The sequence below is a fragment of the Sulfitobacter mediterraneus genome, assembly GCF_003054325.1.
GTDB classification, from domain to species: Bacteria; Pseudomonadota; Alphaproteobacteria; order Rhodobacterales; family Rhodobacteraceae; genus Sulfitobacter; species Sulfitobacter mediterraneus.
Map to the genome: position 1 here is coordinate 14,347 of NZ_QBKU01000005.1, position 23,971 is coordinate 38,317.

Annotated in this window: 24 protein-coding genes; 13 read left to right on the forward strand and 11 right to left on the reverse strand. The window is 58.6% G+C overall.

All coding sequences use genetic code 11. The features are described from left to right. The first annotated feature begins 85 nt into the window (after positions 1-85). The 5 genes from C8N31_RS09310 (at position 86) to maiA (ending at position 5,450) form a co-directional block, all read left to right on the forward strand. The gene (locus tag C8N31_RS09310; protein WP_037918808.1) at positions 86-1,111 is read left to right on the forward strand and encodes a pyridoxal-phosphate dependent enzyme; all 1,026 of its coding nucleotides are present in this window, start codon (positions 86-88) and stop codon (positions 1,109-1,111) included. A 76-nt stretch (positions 1,112-1,187) separates the two neighbouring features. Further along, a complete protein-coding gene (locus tag C8N31_RS09315; RefSeq protein WP_025049214.1) occupies positions 1,188-3,641 on the forward strand; it encodes a heavy metal translocating P-type ATPase in 2,454 nt (817 codons plus the stop codon). Then, positions 3,638-4,027, forward strand: a complete 390-nt coding sequence (gene cueR / locus C8N31_RS09320; protein ID WP_025049215.1) for a Cu(I)-responsive transcriptional regulator — start codon at positions 3,638-3,640, stop codon at positions 4,025-4,027. Before C8N31_RS09315 ends, cueR begins: the two co-directional genes overlap by 4 nt. 86 nt (positions 4,028-4,113) lie before the next feature. Further along, a complete protein-coding gene (locus tag C8N31_RS09325; RefSeq protein ID WP_197021531.1) occupies positions 4,114-4,806 on the forward strand; it encodes a fumarylacetoacetate hydrolase family protein in 693 nt (230 codons plus the stop codon). Further along, entirely contained in the window at positions 4,803-5,450 is a 648-nt protein-coding gene (gene maiA / locus C8N31_RS09330; protein ID WP_025049217.1) for a maleylacetoacetate isomerase, read from the forward strand. The genes C8N31_RS09325 and maiA overlap by 4 nt, the downstream gene beginning before the upstream one ends. On the opposite strand, the gene C8N31_RS09335 is transcribed toward maiA, so the two are convergent. From C8N31_RS09335 to C8N31_RS09360, 6 genes are read right to left on the reverse strand one after another with little or no spacing between them, the layout of a single operon-like run. Beyond that, on the reverse strand, positions 5,432-6,241 hold the full coding sequence (locus C8N31_RS09335; RefSeq protein ID WP_025049218.1) for an alpha/beta fold hydrolase: 810 nt from the start codon (positions 6,239-6,241) through the stop codon (positions 5,432-5,434). The two genes, maiA and C8N31_RS09335, sit on opposite strands and share 19 nt — an antisense overlap. Beyond that, entirely contained in the window at positions 6,234-7,226 is a 993-nt protein-coding gene (locus tag C8N31_RS09340) for a P1 family peptidase (protein WP_025049219.1), read from the reverse strand. The genes C8N31_RS09335 and C8N31_RS09340 overlap by 8 nt, the downstream gene beginning before the upstream one ends. A gap of 37 nt (positions 7,227-7,263) precedes the next feature. Beyond that, positions 7,264-7,731, reverse strand: coding sequence for a GNAT family N-acetyltransferase (locus C8N31_RS09345; protein ID WP_025049220.1), 468 nt, complete (start codon positions 7,729-7,731; stop codon positions 7,264-7,266). Next, positions 7,728-9,329, reverse strand: coding sequence for an ABC transporter ATP-binding protein (locus tag C8N31_RS09350; protein ID WP_025049221.1), 1,602 nt, complete (start codon positions 9,327-9,329; stop codon positions 7,728-7,730). Before C8N31_RS09350 ends, C8N31_RS09345 begins: the two co-directional genes overlap by 4 nt. Then, the gene (locus C8N31_RS09355; protein WP_025049222.1) at positions 9,326-10,141 is read right to left on the reverse strand and encodes an ABC transporter permease; all 816 of its coding nucleotides are present in this window, start codon (positions 10,139-10,141) and stop codon (positions 9,326-9,328) included. The genes C8N31_RS09350 and C8N31_RS09355 overlap by 4 nt, the downstream gene beginning before the upstream one ends. Beyond that, the gene (locus C8N31_RS09360) at positions 10,138-11,085 is read right to left on the reverse strand and encodes an ABC transporter permease (protein WP_025049223.1); all 948 of its coding nucleotides are present in this window, start codon (positions 11,083-11,085) and stop codon (positions 10,138-10,140) included. Before C8N31_RS09360 ends, C8N31_RS09355 begins: the two co-directional genes overlap by 4 nt. A 258-nt stretch (positions 11,086-11,343) precedes the next feature. Between C8N31_RS09360 and C8N31_RS09365 the strand changes: the two genes are divergently transcribed. Together C8N31_RS09365 and C8N31_RS09370 are read left to right on the forward strand one after the other, a co-directional pair. Further along, positions 11,344-11,766 (forward strand): hypothetical protein, encoded by a 423-nt coding sequence (locus tag C8N31_RS09365; protein WP_025049224.1) that lies wholly within the window; start codon positions 11,344-11,346, stop codon positions 11,764-11,766. Between the two features lie 94 nt (positions 11,767-11,860). Beyond that, the gene (locus tag C8N31_RS09370) at positions 11,861-12,976 is read left to right on the forward strand and encodes an acetoin utilization protein AcuC (protein ID WP_025049225.1); all 1,116 of its coding nucleotides are present in this window, start codon (positions 11,861-11,863) and stop codon (positions 12,974-12,976) included. A 10-nt stretch (positions 12,977-12,986) separates the two neighbouring features. Here the strand turns inward: C8N31_RS09370 and C8N31_RS20555 are convergent, their stop codons facing one another. Together C8N31_RS20555 and C8N31_RS20560 are read right to left on the reverse strand one after the other, a co-directional pair. Next, the gene (locus C8N31_RS20555; protein ID WP_231476872.1) at positions 12,987-13,538 is read right to left on the reverse strand and encodes a DUF418 domain-containing protein; all 552 of its coding nucleotides are present in this window, start codon (positions 13,536-13,538) and stop codon (positions 12,987-12,989) included. A 51-nt stretch (positions 13,539-13,589) separates the two neighbouring features. Next, positions 13,590-14,048 carry a DUF418 domain-containing protein gene (locus C8N31_RS20560; protein WP_231476874.1) on the reverse strand — a complete coding sequence of 153 codons (459 nt, stop codon included), beginning with the start codon at positions 14,046-14,048 and terminating at the stop codon, positions 13,590-13,592. 162 nt (positions 14,049-14,210) lie between these two features. Between C8N31_RS20560 and C8N31_RS09380 the strand changes: the two genes are divergently transcribed. Then, positions 14,211-14,621 (forward strand): hypothetical protein, encoded by a 411-nt coding sequence (locus C8N31_RS09380; protein WP_146173122.1) that lies wholly within the window; start codon positions 14,211-14,213, stop codon positions 14,619-14,621. A gap of 57 nt (positions 14,622-14,678) precedes the next feature. On the opposite strand, the gene C8N31_RS09385 is transcribed toward C8N31_RS09380, so the two are convergent. Further along, on the reverse strand, positions 14,679-16,157 hold the full coding sequence (locus C8N31_RS09385; RefSeq protein WP_025049227.1) for an ABC transporter substrate-binding protein: 1,479 nt from the start codon (positions 16,155-16,157) through the stop codon (positions 14,679-14,681). Positions 16,158-16,288: 131 nt separating this feature from the next. On the opposite strand from C8N31_RS09385, the gene C8N31_RS09390 reads away from it, so the two are divergent. Continuing rightward, complete coding sequence (locus C8N31_RS09390; protein WP_025049228.1) at positions 16,289-17,551, forward strand: Hsp70 family protein; 1,263 nt, start codon at positions 16,289-16,291, stop codon at positions 17,549-17,551. On the opposite strand, the gene C8N31_RS09395 is transcribed toward C8N31_RS09390, so the two are convergent. Further along, positions 17,542-18,822 (reverse strand): acetylornithine deacetylase/succinyl-diaminopimelate desuccinylase family protein, encoded by a 1,281-nt coding sequence (locus C8N31_RS09395; RefSeq protein WP_025049229.1) that lies wholly within the window; start codon positions 18,820-18,822, stop codon positions 17,542-17,544. The genes C8N31_RS09390 and C8N31_RS09395 overlap by 10 nt on opposite strands. A gap of 140 nt (positions 18,823-18,962) precedes the next feature. Between C8N31_RS09395 and C8N31_RS09400 the strand changes: the two genes are divergently transcribed. The 3 genes from C8N31_RS09400 to C8N31_RS09410 all read left to right on the forward strand — a co-directional run bounded on the left by C8N31_RS09400 (position 18,963) and on the right by C8N31_RS09410 (position 21,103). Then, on the forward strand, positions 18,963-19,793 hold the full coding sequence (locus C8N31_RS09400; protein WP_025049230.1) for a formate/nitrite transporter family protein: 831 nt from the start codon (positions 18,963-18,965) through the stop codon (positions 19,791-19,793). 21 nt (positions 19,794-19,814) lie between these two features. Further along, positions 19,815-20,672, forward strand: coding sequence for a YihY/virulence factor BrkB family protein (locus C8N31_RS09405; protein WP_025049231.1), 858 nt, complete (start codon positions 19,815-19,817; stop codon positions 20,670-20,672). 65 nt (positions 20,673-20,737) lie between these two features. After that, complete coding sequence (locus C8N31_RS09410; protein WP_025049232.1) at positions 20,738-21,103, forward strand: SpoIIAA family protein; 366 nt, start codon at positions 20,738-20,740, stop codon at positions 21,101-21,103. 6 nt (positions 21,104-21,109) lie between these two features. Here C8N31_RS09410 and C8N31_RS09415 read toward each other — a convergent pair whose 3' ends face one another. Continuing rightward, positions 21,110-22,726 carry an FMN-binding glutamate synthase family protein gene (locus C8N31_RS09415; RefSeq protein WP_025049233.1) on the reverse strand — a complete coding sequence of 539 codons (1,617 nt, stop codon included), beginning with the start codon at positions 22,724-22,726 and terminating at the stop codon, positions 21,110-21,112. 123 nt (positions 22,727-22,849) lie between these two features. Here C8N31_RS09415 and C8N31_RS09420 point away from each other — a divergent pair, with 123 nt between their 5' ends. Then, on the forward strand, positions 22,850-23,950 hold the full coding sequence (locus C8N31_RS09420) for a CaiB/BaiF CoA transferase family protein (protein WP_025049234.1): 1,101 nt from the start codon (positions 22,850-22,852) through the stop codon (positions 23,948-23,950). Positions 23,951-23,971: the final 21 nt, after the last annotated feature.

Sequence of the window (23,971 nt, forward strand, 5' to 3'; positions counted from 1 at the left end):
GTTTGCCGGTTTTTTTGACCGCGCCCTGTTTGTGGATGAGTTCAAACATGGCCCGGTTTGGGTGCAAAACCATAAAGGACACGACATGGGAGCAGACAACACCGTGGACATCAGCGAGATCACAGCAGATCTCATCCGCCAACGAACAGAACAATTGCGGGCGCATATTGCCCATACGCCATCGATCCCGTTGCCCTCGCATTTGATCAGGCAAGTTATGGGCGGCGGTCATGTCGCGCTTAAGCTGGAGTGTTTTCAGCACACTGGCACCTTTAAGGCGCGCGGGGCGCTGTCCAATGCCATGTCGATCCCCGAGGCGGACAAGAAAGCGGGGATCACCGCGGCCAGTGCGGGCAACCATGCCATCGCTGCAGCATGGGCGGCACGTGTGACCGGCCTTTCTGCCAAGGTGGTGATGCAAGACAACGCAAACCCATTCCGGATTGCCCGCGCGGAGGCCGAAGGCGCCGAGGTGATCTTGCGGGCCCCCGGTGCGCCGACCTTTGCCGAGGCTGAGCGCTTGTCGACCGAAGAAGGGCGGACCTTTATTCACCCGTTCGAAGGGGTGAACACGGCCCTCGGCACGGCAGGGGTTGGTTATGAGTTCATATCGGATATGCCCGATCTGGATGCGGTGGTTGTCTCCGTGGGCGGCGGCGGGCTGATCAGTGGCATCGCGGCGGCGGTCAAATTGCACAAGCCGGGCTGCATGGTCTTTGGCGTGGAACCCACCGGCGCTGACAGTATGTCGCGGTCCTTGGCTGCGGGTCAGCCCGTGACGCTGGACAAGGTCGAAACCATCGCCGATAGCCTTGGACCGCCCATGGCTTTGCCTTTGGGGCATGCTCTTTGCGCGGCTTACGTGGATGACATGGTGCGTGTCACCGATGATCAGATCTGCGCTGGTATGGTTGCACTTCAACAAGAGGCGAAACTTGCGGTGGAACCCGCCGCCGGGGCGGCGATGGCCGGTCTGCTGGGCCCCCTGCGCAAAAGCTTGCAGGGAAAGCGGGTTGGCGTTGTGGTTTGCGGTGCCAATATTGATGCCGCGACCTATCAGGCGCAGCTACTGCGCGGGATGGATCACTACGGCGCATTGCTGAAAACCTGAAAACGGCGGCAGTTGCCCCTTGACCTTCTAGTGACTGGAACCCTTATGTGAGGGCTGTCAGCCAAGGAGCAGGGCCATGTCGCAAACACCAACAATCTCAATTCCGGTGATGAATATGTCCTGCGGCGGCTGTGTGGGCCGTGCGGCGCGGGCGCTGGAAGCTGTTGAGGGGGTTGAAGGTGTCACTGTAAATCTTGCCGATGAAACGGCGCATTTTTCTGCCGATGACGACCAAGCCAAGACAAAAGCCATCACCGCCTTGGACCAGGCCGGATATCCGGCGGCCACGCAGACCCTGACATTGGCGATCACCGGCATGTCCTGTGCATCCTGCGTCGGACGTCTGGATAAGGCGTTGCAGGCAGTTCCGGGCGTTGTGGCGTCACAGGTCAATCTTGCCGATGAGTCGGCGCAGATCCGGTACGTGCCGGGTATCACCTCGCCTACAGAATTGATCGCCGCCTCTGCTGATGCGGGCTACCCCGGAACGGTTCTTGAGCAGGGCCAAATGCCAGACCGCGCCGCCACCAAGGCCGAAGAGGCCGAAACTCACAAACGCGCGATGATCCTCGCGATGGGTCTCGCGTTGCCGGTTTTCATTCTGGAAATGGGCGGTCACATGGTGCCTGCGCTGCATCACCTCATTGGACGCACCATTGGGCATCAGACCAGTTGGATCATCCAGTTCATCCTTACGACCCTTGTCCTGATCGGACCGGGCCGGGCGTTCTTTGTGCAGGGCGGTCGGGCATTGCTGCGCCGTGCGCCCAATATGGACAGTTTGGTTGCCCTCGGTGCCGGGGCGGCGTGGAGCTATTCGACTGTGGCGTTGTTTGTGCCAGCCTTGCTGCCACAAGACAGCCGCGTTGTGTATTTCGAAGCGGCGGCGGTGATTGTGGCATTGATCCTGCTGGGCCGCTGGTTTGAGGCCCGCGCCAAAGGCCAGACCGGCACTGCGATCCAAAAGCTGATTGGCCTGCAACCAAGAACGGCAATGGTCCAATCGGGCGCGGATTGGATCGAAACCTCGATCGAAGACCTGCGTCCCGGCGACATCTTTCGCACGCGCCCCGGCGAACGGATTGCCATTGATGCGAGTGTGAAATCAGGTTCCGGCAACGTTGACGAAAGCATGATCACCGGAGAGCCGATGCCAGTGGTCAAATCTCCCGGCGATGCGCTCACCGGCGGCACGATCAACGGCAACGGCAGCCTGACTTGTGTGGTGACCCGCACCGGACAGGATACGACCTTGTCCCAGATCATTAAGATGGTGCAGCAAGCCCAGAACGCACGCCTGCCCATTCAGGCTTTGGTAGATCGGGTGACCCTGTGGTTTGTGCCCGCTGTTCTTTTGACTGCCGTGCTGACGGTGGTGATATGGCTCCTGTTCGGGCCTGCGCCGGTGGTCTCACATGCTTTGGTCGCGGGTGTTTCGGTACTGATCATCGCCTGCCCCTGCGCGATGGGCCTCGCCACGCCAACCTCAATCATGGTCGGCACAGGGCGAGCGGCGCAATTGGGTGTGCTGTTCCGGCAAGGGGACGCCCTGCAATCGCTGAGCGGGGTGGATGTGGTTGCCTTTGACAAAACCGGCACCTTGACGGAGGGACGGCCAAGCCTGACGGCGTTGCAGATTGCGCAAGGCTTTGGCCGGACAGAGGTACTGTCCCACATCGCAGCGGTTGAGGCGTTGTCAGAACACCCGGTGGCTCGGGCCGTTGTTGCAGCAGCGCAAGCAGAGGGCGTTCCGATCCCGGTGGCCGAAGATTTTACCGCAGTTTCAGGTCAGGGAGCTACCGCTCGGGTCGGGGCCGATCTGATCCGGATCGGTAACGCGGCGATGATGGCTGACGCCGGGATCGACATTTCGGAATTGCAACAGGATGCAGCGAAACTGGCCGAGGATGGCAAAACAGTCTTCTTTGCCGCGCGTGGAGTTCACGCCATTGCCCTGATTGCGGTGTCTGATCCGATCAAAGCCGAAAGCCGCGATGCCATTGCCGCGCTCAAGTCTCGCGGGATCGAGGTTGCGATGATCACTGGCGACGGGGAAAAAACCGGACAAGCCGTGGCGCGGGCGCTGGGCATCGACAAGGTGATCGCAGAGGTTCTGCCAGAGGGAAAAATCACCGCGCTTGAGGGGCTTGGCGGGCCGGATCGGCGCGTTGCCTTTGTTGGCGACGGGATCAACGATGCACCCGTGCTGGCCCATGCGGATGTGGGCATCGCCATCGGAACCGGCACCGATGTTGCGATTGAAACAGCGGATGTTGTGCTGATGTCCGGCACGCTGGACGGAGTTGTCGCCGCCTTTGACATTTCACGTCTGACCCTGCGCAACATCAGGCAAAATCTGGTCTGGGCTTTTGGGTATAATATCTTGTTGATTCCGGTCGCGGCGGGTCTGCTTTACCCTGCCTTCGGGATGCTTTTGTCGCCGGCTATGGCGGCGGGCGCGATGGCATTTTCGTCTGTCTTTGTTCTGACAAATGCGCTGCGGCTGAGACGTGCAGGAGGGGCCAAATGAACATCAAAGAGGTCGGGGCGGCCACAGGTCTGCCCGCAAAAACCATCCGTTATTACGAAGACATCGGATTAGTCAGCCCAAACCGGCAAAGCAACGGATACCGCGTGTTCAGTGAAAACGACCAACACAAACTGGCGTTTCTAGCCCGTGCGCGGTCACTGGGGTTTCCGGTTGAAAGTTGTCGCAGCCTATTGGCCCTTTATGATGACAAGGGCCGTGCCAGTGCGGATGTGAAACAAATCGCCAAGGAACACCTGGCCGAGATTGATCGCAAGCTTACCGAACTCTCGGCGATGCGCGATACCCTTGGGCATCTGGTCGAGGCCTGCGCAGGGGATGATCGCCCCGATTGCCCGATCCTTAAGGATCTTGCGACCCCGTCCTAGCCAAGTGGCATGGCATTGAGGTTTCCGCCGACCTGCGTTTAGGTGGCGCGGCCTGTATCTCGCAGGGCAAACGAAAGGGAATGCCGATGTATGTGATCAACGCGCCGAAACAGGCCAGCCTCGCCGTGCAGGGCAGCTCAGACCGATTTCCGGTGCGGCGGATTTTCTGTGTGGGCCGGAATTACGAGGCACATGCCCGCGAGATGGGCAAAGACCCCACACGAGAGGCGCCGTTCTTTTTCACCAAACCGGCCGATGCCGCTGTGGATACCCCTTTCACCTTGCCATACCCAAAGCTGACCGAAGATTTGCATCACGAGATTGAGCTGGTGATTGCGCTGGGCAAGGGCGGATCAAACATTGCCGAGGCGGATGTGATGACCCATGTTTGGGGCGCAGCCGTGGGCCTTGATATGACCCGCCGCGACCTGCAAGGCGAGGCGAAAAAGATGGGCCGCCCGTGGGATTGGGGCAAAGCCTTTGACAACTCTGCGCCGATCTCTGCGATCAAGTCGATCGCGGATGTGCCAAGTGTCGAGACCGGGCGCATCTGGCTGTCGGTGAACGGAGAGTTGCGGCAGGATGCGGATCTGTCCGATCTGATCTGGTCGGTCCGCGAAACAGTTGCGATCCTGTCGCGGGCGATGACGCTGGCCCCCGGCGACCTGATCATGACAGGCACCCCTGCCGGTGTTGGCGCGGTGGTCCCTGGTGATGTGATCACCGGGGGTGTGGATGGCATCGGAACCCTCGAAGTGACCATAGGAGACCGCGCATGACTGATCTGGCATTGCACAATTACTTCCGCTCCTCGACATCGGTTCGGGTGCGGGCCGCGCTAAACCTCAAGGGGCTTAGCTATGATTACATCCCATTGTCCTTGCTCAAAGGTGAACAAGCCAGCGCCGCACATCTGGCGCTGAACCCATCCGGACTGGTGCCCACTTTGGTCACTCCGCAGGGCGCATTGCCGCAATCCCTGGCGATTTTGGAATGGCTGGATGAGGTGTATCCCGAGCCAGCACTGCTGCCGTCCGATCCATGGGCGCGGGCGCGGGTGCGTAGCCTTGCACAGATCGTCGCCCTGGACATTCATCCAGTGAACAATCTGCGCATTCTCAAACATCTCGAAGCCGAATTTGGCGTGGATGCAGCGGGCAAGGCGGCGTGGTTCCGCACATGGGCCAGCGCGGGCATGGAGGCGCTAGAAACACGGCTGGCAGCGGAGCCGGAGATAGGCACTTTCTGCCATGGTGACACGGTTGGTTTGGCCGATCTGTGCCTTTACGCTCAAGTCCTTAACAACGCACGGTTCGAGGTCGATATGACCCCATACCCAACGATCCGCCGCATTCATGAGGCCTGCATGGCGGTGCCAGCCTTGGCACAGGCCGCACCTGCAAATCAGCCTGACGCGGTGTGAGCCTGCGCATGGGCGATGACCCGTTCTGCCACGGCTTCGGGTGCGTCCCAGTGAATCGAATGGCCTGCATCGGGCAGCGTGATCTGTGAGACCCCTTCGATGGCGGCGAAGGCTTTGCGCCCTGCGGCCTCGGGGATCATCAGATCATCGGCGGCAAAGATCACCTGTGTCGGTGTCTTGATATCTGATGCGCGGGTGCGCGGGCGAAAGTTGCGTAGGGCTTCGATCTGATGGGCCATGGCATCGGCGGTCTGAGCATGGGGATAGGCCAGCGCCGCCTCAACAGCCATTGCGCTGTTCTTTGGGTTCTCGAAAAACGCGGGCCGGAATGCCCAAGGGTATAGGGCATTGAGCCAATGCGTCTCGCCACCCTCGCTGCGGCGAATGGCCAGCAATGTATCGAAGACATGCATCGTGCGCGGAACCCGCACGGGCGCAGAGGCCAGAATGGTCAGCGAGGCCATCGCATCGCCCACCAACCCCGACAATTCCATCGCCATCAGCCCGCCCATCGAATGGCCGGTGACGTGATAACGCTTATGACCCAAATGCCGCATCAGCGCGACGGCGTCTTCGGCCATTTGGCCCACACTCACCGGCGCATCCCAAGGGGTGGTCTGGCCGGTGGTGCGGTTGTCGGGGCGAATGACCGTAAAATGCGGTGTCAAAAGTCGCAGCAAAGCGCCCCAACTGGCATTGTCACCCATCATCCCAGCGAGCAGCAAAAGCGGCGGGCCGCTGCCGTCTATTTCATAGTGCAAGGTGATATCTTCGAGTGCCAGATCAGGCATTGAGTGTCCTCCAACAGGGCAAAAGGTCGCCGGGGGCCGGTGTCGCCTCAAAGGCGGCGCGGGCGATAGCGCGGGCAAGACATTGCGCGGCAGCATGACCGATCAAGGTGGTGTCTGGCACCGATGCGCCGGTGCCCGTGGACAGGGCAAAGACCAGATCACCATCGTGCGGCGTATGGGCCGGAACCGTGGCGCGGGCAATGCCGTCATGGGCGGCCACCGCTACCCGCTGGCATTGTGCCTTGGTCAATGGGGCATCGGTAGCAATGATGGCGATGGTGGTGTTTTCACGTGGTGACATGGCTTGCATCTTGCGGCTGTCCAATTGCAGACCCAGACCCGTCGCGGGATCAACGCCTTGGCCGCCAAATTCATCCCCGATCTCAAATGGTGCCGCGAAAAAGTGTTCGTCGCCGGGTGTGGTCACCGCGCCAACAGGGTTGGCCGCAACGAGCGCACCGACCGTGCTCCCGTCTGGCAAAACCAACGAGGCCGATCCGAGCCCGCCTTTGACCATCGCCGTCAATGCGCCCGTGCCTGCCCCAACACTGCCCAGCGTAAACTGATCCGAGGCATCCTCAAACGCCGCACGACCTAGTGCGCGATAGGGGTTCTCGGTCCAGTCTTTTTCACCGCCATTGAGCAGATCAAACAGGATGGCCCCCGGCACCAAAGGGATCACCGCGCCGCGCACCTGAAATCCGCGCCCCTGCGCGCGCAACCCGTCCACCACGCCGGAACAGGCATCAAGCCCATAGGCCGACCCGCCGGAAAGCACCAGCGCCTCTACCTCTGTCACGGATTTATCGGGTGCGAGCAGATCCGTTTCGCGTGATCCCGGCGCACCGCCCATCACATGCACAGAGGCCACAAAGGGATCGGCGGCTGTGACAACTGTTGTCCCTGACTTCAGCGCATCATCCTGCGCGTTACCAACCAACAGACCGGAGACATCGGTGATCAGGTTCTTTGGTCCGGGTTTCATGCAATTGTCCTTTGGTTTTGGGTGCAAGTGCGCTGGGTCATCGCCCGACCCGAAATGCATAGCTGCCGCATTGATTGTCAGTGCGCGGCGGACCTTCGGCGATCTCGAATATCGCGTCACAGCTTTCAAGGCACTGCCGCCAGAAAGCCATGCCATTTGGTGCGTTCTTGGCAACGCCCAAGACCCAATCACCACCCAGCGCCTGAAAGATCAGCGTTGCCGCTTCTGTCCCGATCCCACGATTGCGAAAGGCAGGTTGAATGGTGAACTCCGTCAACTGGTGGCAACCATCCTCATGGTTCCACACAAGGGCAAAGCCCACAGGCGTGCCATCCAATTCAATCACGTAAGGATGCCGGCCGGGTTCGATCCAGTAACGATCCAGAGCGTTTGGATAATAGACGGGCCCCTCCGGCAGAAGCTCTCTGAAATAGGCCTTCGACATAGCGTCGATAACCCCGCGTTTCTGCTCTGACACGGGCGTGATGCTGATGCGACGGGTCATGCGCGGGCCTGCTCAAACTGGGGAAGCACCGGCGCGGCGGCGATCAGAGATTGCGTATAAGTATGCGCGGGGCGTTCAAATACGTCTTCGGTTTGGCCCTGTTCGACAATTTCGCCTGATTTCATCACCAGCACCCGATCCGTCACGGTGCGCACCACGGATAGATCGTGGGAAATAAACAGATAGGTCAGATCATAAGCGCCGCAAAGGTCCGCCAGCAGATCAAGGATTTGCGCCCGCACGGACACATCCAGGGCGCTGACGGCCTCGTCAAACAAGATCAGCTCGGGCCGGATGATCAGGGCGCGGGCGATGGCGATGCGCTGGCGCTGACCGCCGGAGAACTCATGGATGTATTTGCTGGCGTCTTTGTGGGTCAGTCCCACGGCCGTCAGCGCCTCATCAATTGCACGGGTGCGATCCGCGCCCTGCGGCGGGTCATGCAGCAGATGAAATGGCTCGGTGATCAAACGATCCACGCGGTGCCGTGGATTGAAACTGCCGAATGGATCTTGAAACACCACCTGCATCTGGCGGCGGACATCCAGATTGGGCCGTGTTCCACTGAACACCGGCGCACCGTTCAACGTGATGCTGCCACCCTGTACCTGCTCCAGCCCCAGTAGGGCACGGGTCAAAGTGGATTTGCCACAACCCGATTCCCCAACAAGGCCCAGCCGTTCACCACGCTGAATGGTGAAAGACACATCGTTTACCGCCCGAAAATGCCCCGGATGCCCAAACAGGCTGGTACGCGGCAATCGGTAATCGCGGATCACATTGCGCACCTCAAGCAGCGGCTGTGGCGGTGGCGGCTCAGGCAGCGACACGCGGTGGCCGGAGGCCTCGAACAACATCTTGGTGTAGGGGTGGCGCATGTTCTGAAGCAATGACCGCGTCTCACCTTGCTCCACCACTTCGCCATGCCGCATGACGATGATCCGGTCGGCCATATCCGCCACCACGGCCAGATCGTGGGTGATCATCAGCAGGCCCATGCCGTCTTCTTGGGCCAGTTTTTTCAGCAGCGCCAATATCTGCGCTTGCGTGGTCACATCCAATGCCGTTGTCGGTTCATCCGCGATCAACAAACGCGGGCGCAGGGCGATGGCCATGGCGATCACAACCCGCTGGCGCTGACCGCCGCTCAGCTCATGAGGATAGCGCGACAGGGGAAAGCGGTCCTGAGGCAGACCAACACGGGCCAGGGTTTCAGCGGCACGGGCCTCTGCCTCTTGCCGGGAAACATCGCGGTGATGTACGCGAATGGTCTCGGCCACCTGTGCGCCGATGGTCTGCACGGGGTTCAGCGCGGTCATCGGTTCCTGAAACACCATGCCGACATCATTGCCGCGAATCTCGCACAATTGTGCCTCGGTCAGTTCTGTCAGATCTTGATCGCCTAACATGATATGGCCGCTCAGTTCGGCCCCCTTGGGCAACAGTTGCATCGTGGCCAGCGCGGTCAGGGATTTGCCAGAACCGCTTTCCCCTGTCACAGCGACAATTTCACCCGGCGCGACAGAGAGGGTCACGTCACGCAGGATCTTGAGCGCGTGAATGGACAGCGACAGGTTGGTGATTTCAAGCAAGTTCATACCCGCGCCACCCGCAACCTGGGATCCAGATAGTCGCGCAACCCGTCGCCCATCAGGTTCAGGCCCAGCACTGTAAGGATGATCGCGAACCCCGGCACCAGCGCCATATGCGGTGCAATGCTGACCAAGGTTTGCGCATCGGCCAGCATCCGCCCCCAGGATGGCGTTGGCGGTTGCGCGCCAAGGCCAACATAGCTAAGGCCCGCCTCGGCCAGAATGCCCAAGGAAAACTGGATTGTCCCCTGCACAATAAGCAGATTGGTCACATTCGGCAGAATATGTTCCACAGAGATCCGAGCGGCGGATTTTCCAGCGACCCGCGCGGCCAGAATAAACTCCCGTCGCCACAGCGACAGCGCCGCACCACGGGTGATCCGGGCAAAGACCGGAATGTTAAAGATGCCAATAGCAATGATCGCATTGATCGCGCCAGCGCCAAAGATCGCGGTGATCAGAATGGCAATCACAAGGCTGGGAAAAGCAAACACCAGATCATTGCCGCGCATGATCAATTCATCCAGCCAGGTCCCCTGTCGCGCAGCAGCCCAGAGGCCCAGAGGCACACCAAGGCCCATCCCGATGCCAACAGCCACCAGCGCCACCGCGATGGAGGTGCGAGCGCCAACCATGATCATGCTGAGTATATCGCGGCCAAAGTGATCGGTGCCCAGCAGGTGCAACGCATTGGGCGTCTTCAGCTTGTTGGCGATGTCCAGGGCGGCGTGGTCATAAGGGGTCCAGACAAAGCTGATCAATGCGGCGCAGACAAACACCGCAGACAGCACGCCGCCGATGATCAAATTGCGGATCATGTGCGCGACCTCAGCCGCGGATCAACGGCAGCATAGGCCAGATCCACAAGGAAATTGACGGTGATCACCGAGAACACCAAGAGCATCACCACCGATTCCACCACGATCAGATCGCGGGCAGAAATGGATTGAAAGACCAATCGGCCAAGGCCCGGAAGGTAAAACACTTGTTCAATGATAATGGATCCGGCCAGCAGGAAGGAAAACTGCAAACCAATGATGGTCAGCACCGGGATCAACGCATTGCGCAGCCCGTGCCGCCACAGCGCTTGCCGGGCGGTCAGACCCTTCGCCCGCGCAGTGCGCATAAAATCTTCGCCCAGCACATCCAGCAGGGAGGATCGCATGACGCGGGCCAGAATGGCGGCCTGCGGCAATGCCAGCGCGATGGCGGGCAGGGTCAATGCATGCAGACCGGCCCAAAGCCCTTTGTCCCAGCCAACAAAACCACCCGCCGCAAACCAGCGCAGGTTGATCGCAAAGATCAGCACCAGCATCATCGCAAACCAAAAGTTTGGCACCGCCACGCCCAGTTGTGTCGCGCCCATCACGCCGATGTCGCCCGCTTGCCCCCGACGGGAGGCGGCGTAAATTCCGGCAGGGAAGGCCAAAGCGGTGCTGAGAACCAAAGCGTAAAGGGCCAGTGGCAAAGACACCCACAAACGGTCAGAAATCATATCCATCACGGGGGTGCGGTAGGTATAGGAGGTGCCGAAATCACCGCTGAGCATGCCGCCCACCCAAGTCAGGTAGCGCTGCACCTTGGGGACATCGAGGCCAAGCTCGGCGCGCAATGCGGCCAGCGTTTCGGGTTGCGCGTTCATTCCCAGCATAAAGGAAGCCGGATCACCCGGGGCGATCTCAATCACCGCAAAAATCACAATCGACGCCACAGCAAGGCTGATAAACAGCGAAATCAGGCGTTTGATCGTATAGCGTAGCATTGCAGGAAGGTTAGGCGCAGGAGCGGGGCGGGTCCAGAGGGGTTTGGCCGCTTTGCCGCGACGAAAACGCGGTGAATTGACGCTTTGTCAGTAGGGTTTGACTGGTCATTCACACGGATGCCATTTTCGTGACGTGCAATATAAGTGTTTATTAATAACGAGTTGGCGAGAGGCCCAATGGCCGAGCCGTTTTCTTTGGGAACCAAATACCGGGCGGCTGGTTGGTTTGGTGAAGTTAATGAGTTTTGGAGAGTAACAATGAACACGACTGTAAAAACCCTTGCCATCGCCGCCCTTATGGGCACCGTGTCTGCCCCTGCATTTGCAGACGGCCACATGAGCACATCCATGACATGTGCCGAGTGGAAAGATCTGGGCGCCGAGGACCGTATGAAAGTGGCACAGATGGCCTTGGCCGAGATCGCAACGGGCGATGACGGTGAAAGCATGGAAGACAGCGCCACTGCGACAGACGATGGTGACGGCGTGACAGCCGCAGAAGCCACCGACAGCGACAACGGCAATGCGACGGGCGCCGAGGCGACAGCGAACGAATCCTCGCTGACCGCTGATGAAAATACCATCGGCGATGACGAAATGGCGCTGCTTGAGCGGACTTGCGACACCAACTTGGACGCAATGATCTCCGAAGCAGCTATCGGATCCGCTGGCACACGCTAAAACAGCGGGCAGTTGAACAAATTGGGGCATCCTTTTGGGTGCCCCTTTTGTATGCGATGATGGCAAGACCCGGCGCTTGGGTTAAGTAAGACGCATGATCAGCCCCCTCTTCATCGGACATGAAATTTATCGCGGCTCTAGCTATGGTCGATGGCATCCTTTGCGTGTGCCGCGAGTGTCCACCGTGATGGACCTGTCGCGGGCCCTTGGTTGGTTGCCGATAAGCCAATTTGTCACCTCTCCTCGGGCCAAGCCTGAGGCATTGGTGAATTGGCACACAGCAGATTACATCGGCGCGTTGCAGCGGGTCGAAGCAGATCAGATCGCAACCGCTCAGGATCTTGCCCGTCACGATATTGGCAGCGTGACAAATCCGGTGTTCCCCGAGATTTTTCGCCGCCCGGCCACAGCGGCAGGCGGGTCCATCCTGGCAGGAGAGTTGCTGCGCGAAGGCGGTGTTGTTTATAACCCTGCTGGCGGCACCCATCACGGAATGCCGAACCGCGCCAACGGGTTTTGCTATCTCAACGATCCGGTGCTTGCGATGCTTAGCCTGCGCCGGTTTGGTGTGCGGCGGATCGCTTTTGTCGATATTGATGCCCACCACCCTGACGGGGTCGAAGTTGGTTTTGGCGGTGATCCCGATTGCCTGATGATCTCGGTGCATGAGGCACGGCTTTGGCCGCGCAGCGGGCCGGTGGAAAACGATGGCGGCGGCAATGCGCTAAACGTTGCGGTGCCGCGTGGGTTTAATGACAGTGAAATGACCTTTGTGCGCGATGCGCTGATCCTCCCGCGTGTACAGGCCTTTATGCCCGATGCGATTGTGCTGCTATGCGGGGCAGATGCGGTCGAAGAAGATCCGCTCTCACATCTCCAGCTTAGCAATAACGCTCATTGGGATATCCTGCGCCGCCTCATGAACATGGCGCCAAGGCTGCTGGTGCTGGGTGGCGGCGGTTATAACCCGTGGTCAGTTGGCCGTCTGTGGACCGGGGTTTGGGGTATTTTGAACGGGCATCACCTGCCCGCAACGATGCCGGAGAAGGCCGAAGCGGTTCTTCGGGCCTTGCGGTTTGACGGCAACCGCCGCGGCAAGAACCCGCCAGAGCATTGGTTCACCACGTTGCAAGATGACCCCCGCCAAGGCGATGTGCGCGACGAGGTCAAAGAGGCAGTGCGTCAGTTGTTGAAGCGACCAGTGCTTTGATCTGGGGGCATTAGCCCGCCAGTTTGCGCATCAAGGCCTCAATCGGACCGCGCTTAAACAGCTTAGACCATAGATAGGCGTACATCGTTGCGCCAAGGCTGAACAACAATGCGGCGCTAACCGCCTGCGCCGTGGTCTGGCCGCCCAACATCCCCAATGTCTCAATGGTGCCCATGCCCACCAGAATATGCGCAATATAGAGCGTCAGCGTTTGCCGCCCCGCAGGGACGATCAACGGCAAAATATGCCATTTGCCCAAAGGCCCAGCCAACAAAAGGCACAGCCCAATCACCAATGACGCAGCCCCGAAACCCGCTAAACTATAAAGCGGCATTGGCGGAATAGGATCGGTTGTGACCAGCAACCCAAACTCAGGGTCAAGCGGCACCAGCACATTTGTCAGGCCGATGCTGGAGCCCTCTGCAAACGCAAGTGCGCCAGTGCCAAAGCCGACAAGCGCCATTTGAACCCTGCGTTCTGACAGAGCAAAGCGGCTGAGAATGATCCCGAACAAGAGAAACCCAAGCCAGGGAATAACCGGATGCCAGCCGTTGAAAAACAAGTTCCGGACAAAGCCCGCAGGCGTCCAGAAATCGGCATAGGCAAAGGTCTCCTAGTTCCAGCCAGTGTCATATTCGAATACAAACACCATCGCGACAAACCCAAGGTTGAGCGCCAGAATGACCCAGACCAATGCACGTGAGGACAGAGGCAAAAGCAACACGCCGAACAGAAAGTAGAAGGCATAATAATGCAGAATGTCGGCCTCAAAAATCAGCATGTTCAACAGGCCAATCGCCAATAGAAACACCGCCCGGCGCAGCGACACCGATATGGTCAGATCCAAGGCTTTGCTACCGGCAAGGCCAAGCCCGATCCCGGCAAGCACAACAAAAGTCGCCGCCGCCCGCCCCTCCAAGGCTCCGCTCAGCAGGCCAAGCACTCCACCATCATTGTCCGCGCCCATCGCGATCTTAAAATTCACGATGACCATCCCGACAAAGGCGAGGTATCTGGCAAGGTCCAGACCAGCCAGTCGGCTTTGCGGGGCGGGGTTTTGGGCGTTTGTCATGGGCATGATGTTTGGTCTTTGGCATCCAAGGACAAGAGCCGGTAAAGCGCGGAGGCTAGGCTGTGGCAAAAACGCCGCGCCGCTGTGCCGGTGTCATACATTGACGGGGAAGCAATGTAGCAATATGCCCGCAAAAGTTGAAATATGTTCAAGAGTGACAAAATGAAAAAGATCATAATGAGCGCGGCCATGATGGTGGCGCTGGCGGCCTGTGTTGGATCAAATGCGCCAACAGCAAGCGCACCGAGCCTGAACCCCAAATCGAAAATCTCAATCCTGTTTCAGGATTTTCCTGCCGGAACCGAATGTTCTGTGACCCTACCGTCGGGCAGATTGCAGACACCAGCAGTGCCTGGAAAGATCGACTATCCTGCCGCAAATGCCAAAGCTCCCGTGCGCTGCAAATCGCCTGATGGCGCCACCTATGCAGTGGATGTGCAGAGCGTCCTCCCGGCGGGCGAATTTCGTGTTGCAGGGCTGACAGCTTATGGCACCGGTCTTATTGTATCGACAGTTTCAGCCGGCGATTTGCTTCGATTTCAAAATGAAAATGGCGTGACGCGCCGCAAGTGACCAAAAAGAAAAGGCCCCGACAACCGCGGGGCCTTTTCGTATTTTTTGGCTCCAAGATTACTCCGCCCAGCTGACCGCTGTAAGGTCGTTGGCCTGTGTCGGCGCATTGGCCCACAAACCCTGAACACCAGCTTTTGCCACTGACATCGCAGCAAGCTGGAACAGGTAACCGTTCACATAATCATTCGAGATGATGTTCTGCGCTTCACCCAGCATCGAGGTGCGCATGTCGGGGTCTGTTGTGCTGTTGAGTTTCGTCATCAGCTCTTGGAAGGCAGGGTTGTCATACTGGAAGTAATAATCCGGGTTGGCATAGATCCCGATATCCATCGGCTCTGTGTGGCTAACGATGGTCAGGCCAAAGTTCTTGCCTTTGAACACGGTTTCCAACCACTGCGCCCACTCCACATTGCTGATCTCGGCCTTGATCCCAACTGCGGCAAGCTGCGCTGCGATGATCTCGCCGCCGCGGCGGGCGTAGGATGGCGGCGGCAGGTGCAATGTGGTTTCAAACCCGTCTGGAAAGCCTGCCTCGGCCAGCAGCGCCTTGGCGCGTTCGGGGTCATAATTGCTCATCCCGGTGTGATCGACATAGGCCGGATTGTGTGGTGCGAAATGGGTGCCGATAGGGGTGCCATAGCCGAACATCGCGCCATCCACGATGGCCTGACGGTCAATCGCATGCGCCACGGCGGCCCGTACTTTGACGTTGTCAAAGGGTGGCATCTTGTTGTTGGTCGACAGGATTGTTTCGCCTTCGGTAGACCCGATCAGAACCTGAAAACGCGGGTCGGCTTCGAATTGCGGCAGGTTTTCGGGCGCTGGGAAGCCGCTGAAAACGTCCACATCTTCGGCCATCATAGCAGCAAAAGCCGCCGTTGGGTCCGAGATAAACTTGAACGTGGCCTTGGACAGCACCGCAGGGGTGCCCCAGTAATCCGGATTGCGGCTGATCTCGATTTTGTCGCCTTGGGACCAACTGTCAAATTTGAACGCGCCAGTGCCGATGGGCTGTTGCTTGATGTTCTCAATGCTTTCCGGCGCAACGATCACAGCGTCACCCCAGGCAAGGTTGAACAACATGTTGCCGTTGGGTTCGGACAGCGTGATCTCAACCGTCATGGGGTCAATCACGGTCACGCCCGAGATCGCGGAATACAGCGCCTTTTGCGCATTTGCGCTGTCTTCGGCGTTGATCCGGTCAAGGCTGAACTTCACATCCTCGGCGTCCATGGTGGTTCCATCATGGAATGTCACACCTGAGCGCAGTTTGAACGTATAAGTCAGGCCATCATCGGAAATCTCCCAGGATTCAGCCAGGCCCGGAACGACGGAGCCATCGCCCATAAACCGGGTCAGCCCCTCGAACACATTGGAATATAGCACAGAATCGATAGCCCCAGCCGCAGCAGAGGTCGGATCAAGGTGCGGCGGTTCAAGCTGCATGGCCAAGGTAAGATCATCTTTGGCCATGGCTGTGCCTGCCATCAGGGCGGCGGTACTTGCGCCCAGCAGAATGGTGCGAAGGTGGAACATGGTGGTCTCCCGATTGGTTATACCTGACGTTAACAAAAGAATCGGGCTTAAGGCCAGCTTTCCTTGGCTCTGTTTGCCTTTGGTCAGCAGTGGAGGTATGCACCGGCCTTTTGATGGGGCGGGGGCCTGTGATGTCATCCACGTTGGGCATTGATTTTGGCACATCCAATTCGGCGGCCGGGTATGTTCGCGGCGGCGCGCCGGTTCTGATTGACCTTGAGGCGGGGGCGCAGACCCTTCCGACGGCGGTGTTTTTTGACTTTGACGCCAAGAAGATGAGAGTTGGAGAGCGGGCCGCGCAGGCGCTTTTGTCGGGCGAGGAAGGCCGGTATATGCGGGGTCTCAAAAGCCTGCTTGGCACCCGTTTGATGCGTGAAAGCCGGATGCTTTTGGGGGAACGGTTGGATTTCATCGACATTGTTGGCCGGTTTTTGGCCGAGGTGAAACGCCGCGCCGAGGCGGCAACCGGTGAAACCTTTGATCGGGCGCTGTCCGGGCGGCCTGTCCAGTTTCACACCGCAGATCAGGCCCGCAATGATCAAGCTTTGCTGGATCTGACCGAAGCCTACACCCGCGCCGGGTTTTCCGATGTGCGTTTCCTGAATGAGCCCGAGGCGGCTGCGATCGCCAATCGGGCCGTGCTGGAAGACGGCGACCTTGGTCTGGTGGTCGACATTGGTGGGGGTACCTCTGATTTCACTCTTTTCCGGCAGGGGCAGGGCGGTGACATTGATATTCTGGCCAGCCACGGTGTGCGCATTGGCGGTACCGATTTTGACCGGCGTTTGAGTATCGCCAAGGTGATGCCGCAGCTGGGCATGGGCAGTGACATCCGGCATGCCTTTGGCAATGACACCCATGTTGCGCCCAACGCGATCTTTAATGATCTGGCAACGTGGCAGAAGATTCCGTTTCTTTACGGCCCTGACACCCGCCGTGCAGCGCGGGAATTGGCCAAATTCGCCGTGCACCCCAAACGTCTGGCACGGCTTGAGAAAGTGCTGGAGGATGAATTGGGTCATGATCTGGCCTTTGCGGTGGAGGCCGGCAAGATCATGGCCAATGACCCCGCGCAAACGGATCCGGTGATCCATGTGGGCATGTTAAAGCGCGGCGCAACTCTGCCGTTGCCCGCTACGTTTATGCACAGAAAGCTCACGCCGCTCGCAGATCAGATTGGCGAGGCGGCGGAGGCCACCTTGTCGATGGGGCATGTATCTGCGGCAGAGGTGAACAAGCTGATTTTTGTGGGTGGTTCCGGCCTAATGCAGGTGGTCGAAGATGCCCTGCGCCAAAGGCTTCCCGCGGCGCAAATGCATCGCGGCGCGGCTATGACCGCCATTGTCAGCGGCCTTGCGATCCGGTCTGCGACGGCCTTTGACGATCAGCCCTGAGGCAACAGCAGAGTTTGCAGCGCCGCGCCCATAACCTTGGCACTGTCGATCATATCGTCGATGCCAATCCATTCATCGGGTTTATGCGCCAGTTCCAGAACCCCCGGCCCATAGGCGATACAGTTCTTCAACTTGCCAATCCGGTCGATATGTTTTTGATCGTAAGTGCCCGGAGACGCGACATATTCAGGCGGTTTGCCCATCACATCCTCAATGGCCTTAGCCACGGTTTGCACCACTGGCGCGTTCTTATCGGTCATGGAGGGCAGGACGGAATTCAACTCGGTCAGTTCATAGTCAAAATCGGCACGGCTCTCGCGCAATCCTTCCAGCAGATCAGTCACTTCGCCGCGCACTTGGTCCAAGGGTTCTTCGACCAAAAACCGCCGGTCGATCACGATACGGCAACTGTCCGGCACACAATGGGCGGGCAGGCCGGTGAAATCGTCATCCTGTTCCTTTTGACCGCCATGAATAGAATTGATGTTCATGGTCGATTGCCGCGCCCCTTCGGGCACCACGGGCATCTCCGTCCAACGCGCCGCCATCGCCGGGAACAGTTTGTCCTCAAATTCGGTCAGGACCGCGCCCATGTGTCGCACAGCGCAATCGCCCAAAAATGGCATAGACCCATGGGCAATCTCGCCCTTTGTCTCGATCTCTGCCCACCAGCCGCCGCGATGGCCCAGACAAATGCGATCTTTGTTCAAGGGTTCGGGAATGATCACATGTTGCACGCGCGCCGGGTCAAAATAGCCATGCTCGGCCAGATAGGCGACACCGCCATAGCCGCCGGATTCTTCATCCGCGGTGCCTGAAATCTCAATCGCGCCGGCAAATTCGGGATGCGTTTCGATAAAGGCTTCTGCCGCGATAATCGAAGCCGCCAACCCCCCCTTCATATCGCAGGTGCCGCGCCCGTAAATCTTGCCATCCGAAATCTCGGCGCCGAAGGGATCAAAGGTCCAGCCTGCGCCGACCTCGACCACATCTGTGTGGCTATTGAAATGTACGCAATCGCCCGCATGACGCCCTTCGCGCCGGGCGATGATGTTCCAACGGGGGTATTTTGTGCTGTCACCCGGTGTGCCATGTGCGCGGATCAGTTGTGTTTCAAATCCATGCGCCGACAGGCGTTTGTCCAGATATTCGCAGATCAGGCGATAGTCCTGACCGGGCGGGTTGAGCGTTGGAATACGGATCAGATCTTGGGTCAGCGCGATCAGATCGTCACGTTTGGCGGCAATGGCGGAGGCAAGAGATGTTGTCATGGCCGCATCGTTTACCGCATCGCGCGGTAAGGCAAGCCCCCTGCCAGTAGCGGTGCACAATACCTCCGATTTTCTGACAGGCCTTTTCCTTGAGGCGGTCTGCGCTAGTTCAAGGCTGTTGCGGATAACAGGATTGCCAAATGAACCAGACCCAAGACCCCGAACTCGAAGAAGAGATGGAAGAGCAATCCGTTAATGACGCCGCCGCGCTGTCGCCCAAACTGATCTACGAAGTGATCCGGCGCGACGGCGAAGAAGAATTGCGCCGCACCAAACGATCACTGATCTGGTCAGGGATCGCGGCAGGTATGTTGATCAGCCTCTCAGTACTGGGCGAGGCTGTTTTGCGTACCTATCTGCCCGATACGCCGGGGCGGTACTTGATTGAGAACCTTGGTTATTCGCTTGGTTTTTTGGCGGTGATCATGGGCCGCATGCAGCTGTTTACGGAAAACACGATCACCACGGTCTTGCCGATCATGCAGGAACGCACATGGTACGCTTTTGGCTGTATGATGCGCCTGTGGGGCATTGTTTTGGGGGCCAATGTTGTTGGCGCTTTTGCCGCCGCTGCCCTGTTTGTATTCACTCCGGCGCTGTCACCAGATCTGATGCCCGCGATTGAGGGATTGTCCCAACACGCCACAGGAATGGGTGCGAGCCAGTCGTTTTGGCGGGCCATTCCGGCTGGTATTATCGTGGCGCTGATTGTCTGGATGCTGCCGCAAGCTTCCGCGTCGGCGTTTTGGTTGATCTTGGTGTTCACATGGCTGATCGCGGCAGGGGATTTCACCCATATCGTTGCCGGATCGGTGGAAATGGCGGTTTTGGTGCTGCAAGGCGGCTTGCCGGCAGGCCCTGCAATACTCGGGTTCTTCCTGCCGGTTTTGGCGGGTAACATTATTGGTGGAACATTGATATTTACCCTCGTGGCATTGGGACAAGTGCGCGATGACGTGGAGCCGGAATAGATCCAAAACAAGGTGGCATCCTTGACCAGTCGCCCGGCCCTATCCGTCGGCGTGCTTTGGCAAGCGATGCGGGCAAGTTTTGCCCAGATTGCAGAGAATAACCTTGCCCTGATCGCCGCAGGCGTAGCGTTTTTCTCAATGCTATCTCTGTTTCCGGCTTTGGCCGCGCTGATCGCTTTGCTTGGTTTGATATCTGATCCGGTTGTCGTCGTGGCCCAGCTGGAAGAGATGCGCGGCCTGCTGCCGGATGACGTGTACCAGATCATCAATGATCAGGTGGTGGCGTTGGTGACTGCAAATGCGGATACATTGGGATGGGCAGGGTTTCTGTCACTGGTGTTTGCACTTTGGTCCGCGCGGGCCGGTGTGGGCGCGATGATGACCGGGCTTAACAATGTCTATAACCGCCCCAACAGAAACACCGCGCGGCACTACCTGCGCGCTTTGTTGGTGACCTTGGCAATGGTTGCGGTGGGCATCGTTGCGCTGCTGACATTGGTTGTGATCCCTGTGGTGTTGTCCTTTTTCCCTCTTGGATTTCTTGCGGGCCTTCTGGTGGATTTTCTGCGCTGGTCTATTGCGCTGATTGTTCTGTTTGTTGGTGTCGGGCTTTTGTATCGCCACGGGTTGAACAGGCACCGGGCGCGGGTGTCCTGGGTGTCGCCGGGTGCGGTGCTTGCGGTGTTTTCCTGGATCGTTTTGTCGGTCGGATTCTCGTTCTATGTGGCGAACTTTGGCAATTACAATCAGGTCTACGGGTCGATCGGAGCCGTGATCGCGATGTTGATTTGGCTTTGGATCAGCAGTTTTCTGGTGCTTCTTGGCGGGTCCATCAACGCCCAGATTGATGCGCAAGCGGAACAAAACGTCATCGCGTAAACGAAATCCTCATATTTTGCTGTTCCCAATAAGGCTGGCTTTGGCTCAGTTGAGGGATGCATGGAATGATTGCGATTGAAGAATTGGCACCACAAACATTGCGGCTACATCTGACCGGCAACATCGCCGCGACTGATCTTGATGTGCTTGAGGCCCGGCTTGACCCTTATCTTGAGGATGAAGGATCCGTGAATGCGGTGATCGACCTGTCAGAGCCGTCCCAAATGGATTGCCCCACAGCCGAAAATGCGGTGTCACAACGCCTGCTGGCGCAATTGGACAAACTGGGCCGCGTCGCCATCGTTGGGGGGCAGGACGCGCTGCCGGGTTTTGTGCAGGCGCTGGATGCGGTGATGCCGCCAGGGCAATTGGGCCGTTTTGAGCTGTCCGAATGGCAAACCGCGCAACACTTTGCGTCTGGCCCGCACTAACGCAGCTTAATCCACCGGTGCAAAACTGTCTGCACGGGCACGAGCCCAACGGGTTTTGTTGCCGTGCAAATCCTCCGCCTTGTCGTCCAAAAGATACCCCTCGGGCAGGTAGTGATAGACCTCATTCCCTTCGACGACGCTGTTGTCGCCCTGCCGCATCATCAGGTGCCGGGGCAGGAACTCATCAGGATGATGCAACCCTGCGGCACCGGTCATTTCGGCGAGTGCTTCCATCGTGTTGCGATGAAACCGCTCGACCCGCTGGCTTTTGTGGCCAACATCCAGCGCCCTTTGCCGCAGTTTGTCTTGGGTGGCGACACCGACGGGACAATGATTGGTATGGCAGGCCTGCGCCTGAATACAGCCGATAGCAAACATGAAACCGCGGGCCGAATTGCACCAATCCGCCCCCAGGGCCAAGGCGCGGGCAATGTCATAGGCGTGTACGATCTTGCCGGCCGCGCCAATCTTGATCCCTTCGCGCAGGCCCGCCCCGCGCAGGGTGTTGTGCACAAATGTCAGCCCCTCGATCATTGGCATGCCGACATGGTTGGAGAACTCCACCGGGGCGGCGCCGGTGCCACCTTCCGCCCCGTCCACGACGATAAAATCAGGGGTGATGCCTGTTTCCAGCATCGCTTTGACCATGCACATAAATTCTCGCCTGTGACCGATGCACAATTTGAACCCCACGGGTTTGCCGCCTGACAATTCTCGCAGGGTGCCAATAAATTCCATCATTTCGATGGGTGTCGAGAACGCCGGATGCGCGGCAGGTGACACACAATCCTTGCCCATCGGAACACCGCGTGCCTCGGCAATCTCGGGGCTGATTTTGGACGCAGGCAACAGCCCGCCATGCCCCGGCTTTGCCCCTTGGCTCAGCTTCAGCTCAATCATCTTGATCTGGTCCAGCGACGCGGTTTTACGGAACTTTTCCGGATCAAAATTGCCATCTTCGGCCCGGCATCCGAAATAGCCCGACGCCACCTGATAAATCAGATCACCGCCGCCCGCCTTGTGATAACGGCTGACCGATCCTTCGCCGGTATCATGGGCAAAGCCGCCCATCTGCGCCCCGGTGTTCAGTGCCTGAATGGCATTGGCGGAGAGCGAACCAAAGCTCATCGCGGAGATATTATACAGAGAGGCGGAATAGGGCTGCTTGCAATCCGGCCCGCCAATCACCGTCCGAAAATCAGGATTGGTGATATGTATTGGTTGCACCGAATGGGTGACCCAGGAATATCCCGCCTCATAAACCCGTTTTCGCGTGCCGAAGGGCCGCGCGTCTTCTTGCCCTTTGGCGCGTTGATAGACCAAAGACCGGTCATCGCGGCTGAACGGTTCTTCGTCCTGATCGGATTCGATCAGATATTGGCGGATCTCCGGTCTGATCCCCTCAAAGAAAAAACGCATGTGCCCCAGAACGGGGTAGTTGCGCAGGATCGAATGGCTGGGTTGCAGGACGTCATAGATGCCCATGAGGCTGAGCACGGTCAGAACGGCCAAGGGCAGCAGGAACCAAACGGACCAAGCAAAAACCAAAATCAGACAGAGCAACCCCAACAGGACAACCCCGGCAAATGGTACAAAGCGGGTCATGTTTTTGAGGTCTGGCATCAAAGTCTCCGATTGGGTGAGGCGGTGTTTCCAATGTGACGGGTTTGGCTGCTGACGCAAGCACTTGCTATTTGCGCGGTGCTTGCATTTGTTGGCGGTCAATTGCCATCGAAGGAACGCAAAATGTCTCAAGGTCCGCTAGCATCACTGAAAGTTGTTGAATTTTCCGGCCTTGGCCCTGCGCCGCTTGCGGGTCAATTGCTGGCTGATATGGGGGCCGAAGTGATCACCGTGGACCGTGCCGCAGCGTCCGCCGATCCAACAGACATAAATCGTCGCGGCAAGAAATCCATTGTGCTGAACCTCAAGACAGATGCGGGTCTAGATGCCGCGCGGCGGCTGATTGCGGCAAGTGATGTGTTGATCGAAGGGTTCCGCCCCGGCGTGATGGAGCGGTTGGGCCTTGGCCCGGACACCTGCCCGGAAACATTGATCTATGCGCGGATGACCGGCTGGGGGCAGGAGGGTCCGTGGTCGCAAACAGCGGGTCATGACATCAATTATCTGTCTCTAACAGGGGCGCTTCATGCCATGGGGGCGCCGGACGCTCCGCCCGTGCCTCCCCTAAATATGGTCGCGGATTACGGCGGTGGCACAATGTTTCTGATCTTTGGAATTCTGTCTGCGATGATTGAGCGCGGGGTCTCGGGAAAAGGGCAAGTGGTCGATGCCGCAATGGTGGACGGGGTGCCCGCGATGATGGGGCTGATCCATGGAATGGTGGCTCAGGGATTCTGGAGCCAGGACCGCGGCGCGAACTGGTTGGATGGCGGCGCACATTTTTATCGGTGCTATGCCTGCGCCGATGGTAAATACATCTCTGTGGGCGCGTTAGAGCCGCAGTTTTACGCCATCCTGTTGGAGAAGTTGAACCTCCCAGAGGATCTTCGCGCTTCACAAAACGACCGTAAAACATGGCCAGAGATGAGCGATCGATTTGCCGATATTTTTGCCAGCAAGGACCGGGATGAATGGGCCAAGGTTTTTGACGGATCGGATGCCTGTGTTGCCCCTGTTCTTGGGTTCTCCGAAGCGCCGGACCACCCGCATATGGCCCACCGGCAGTCGCTCGTCGATGTGGGAGGCAAGACACAATCCGCCCCAGCACCCCGATTTTCGCGAAGCCAGCCAAGGCCACCAGCCGCGCCCGGGGCAGTGGGCGCTGAGACGTCAGAGATCCTGCGGCGCTTGGGGTATTCCGAACAAGAGATCGCAGCGCTTTAACAGAGCCTAATTCGGCGTACC

Coding starts and splice junctions, on each gene's coding strand:
- C8N31_RS09310 (WP_037918808.1), top strand. CDS start 86: ATGGGAGCAGACAACACCGTGGACATCAGCGAGATCACAGCAGATCTC.
- C8N31_RS09315 (WP_025049214.1), top strand. CDS start 1,188: ATGTCGCAAACACCAACAATCTCAATTCCGGTGATGAATATGTCCTGC.
- cueR (WP_025049215.1), top strand. CDS start 3,638: ATGAACATCAAAGAGGTCGGGGCGGCCACAGGTCTGCCCGCAAAAACC.
- C8N31_RS09325 (WP_197021531.1), top strand. CDS start 4,114: ATGTATGTGATCAACGCGCCGAAACAGGCCAGCCTCGCCGTGCAGGGC.
- maiA (WP_025049217.1), top strand. CDS start 4,803: ATGACTGATCTGGCATTGCACAATTACTTCCGCTCCTCGACATCGGTT.
- C8N31_RS09335 (WP_025049218.1), bottom strand. CDS start 6,241: ATGCCTGATCTGGCACTCGAAGATATCACCTTGCACTATGAAATAGAC.
- C8N31_RS09340 (WP_025049219.1), bottom strand. CDS start 7,226: ATGAAACCCGGACCAAAGAACCTGATCACCGATGTCTCCGGTCTGTTG.
- C8N31_RS09345 (WP_025049220.1), bottom strand. CDS start 7,731: ATGACCCGTCGCATCAGCATCACGCCCGTGTCAGAGCAGAAACGCGGG.
- C8N31_RS09350 (WP_025049221.1), bottom strand. CDS start 9,329: ATGAACTTGCTTGAAATCACCAACCTGTCGCTGTCCATTCACGCGCTC.
- C8N31_RS09355 (WP_025049222.1), bottom strand. CDS start 10,141: ATGATCCGCAATTTGATCATCGGCGGCGTGCTGTCTGCGGTGTTTGTC.
- C8N31_RS09360 (WP_025049223.1), bottom strand. CDS start 11,085: ATGCTACGCTATACGATCAAACGCCTGATTTCGCTGTTTATCAGCCTT.
- C8N31_RS09365 (WP_025049224.1), top strand. CDS start 11,344: ATGAACACGACTGTAAAAACCCTTGCCATCGCCGCCCTTATGGGCACC.
- C8N31_RS09370 (WP_025049225.1), top strand. CDS start 11,861: ATGATCAGCCCCCTCTTCATCGGACATGAAATTTATCGCGGCTCTAGC.
- C8N31_RS20560 (WP_231476874.1), bottom strand. CDS start 14,048: ATGACAAACGCCCAAAACCCCGCCCCGCAAAGCCGACTGGCTGGTCTG.
- C8N31_RS09380 (WP_146173122.1), top strand. CDS start 14,211: ATGAAAAAGATCATAATGAGCGCGGCCATGATGGTGGCGCTGGCGGCC.
- C8N31_RS09385 (WP_025049227.1), bottom strand. CDS start 16,157: ATGTTCCACCTTCGCACCATTCTGCTGGGCGCAAGTACCGCCGCCCTG.
- C8N31_RS09390 (WP_025049228.1), top strand. CDS start 16,289: ATGTCATCCACGTTGGGCATTGATTTTGGCACATCCAATTCGGCGGCC.
- C8N31_RS09395 (WP_025049229.1), bottom strand. CDS start 18,822: ATGACAACATCTCTTGCCTCCGCCATTGCCGCCAAACGTGACGATCTG.
- C8N31_RS09400 (WP_025049230.1), top strand. CDS start 18,963: ATGAACCAGACCCAAGACCCCGAACTCGAAGAAGAGATGGAAGAGCAA.
- C8N31_RS09410 (WP_025049232.1), top strand. CDS start 20,738: ATGATTGCGATTGAAGAATTGGCACCACAAACATTGCGGCTACATCTG.
- C8N31_RS09415 (WP_025049233.1), bottom strand. CDS start 22,726: ATGCCAGACCTCAAAAACATGACCCGCTTTGTACCATTTGCCGGGGTT.
- C8N31_RS09420 (WP_025049234.1), top strand. CDS start 22,850: ATGTCTCAAGGTCCGCTAGCATCACTGAAAGTTGTTGAATTTTCCGGC.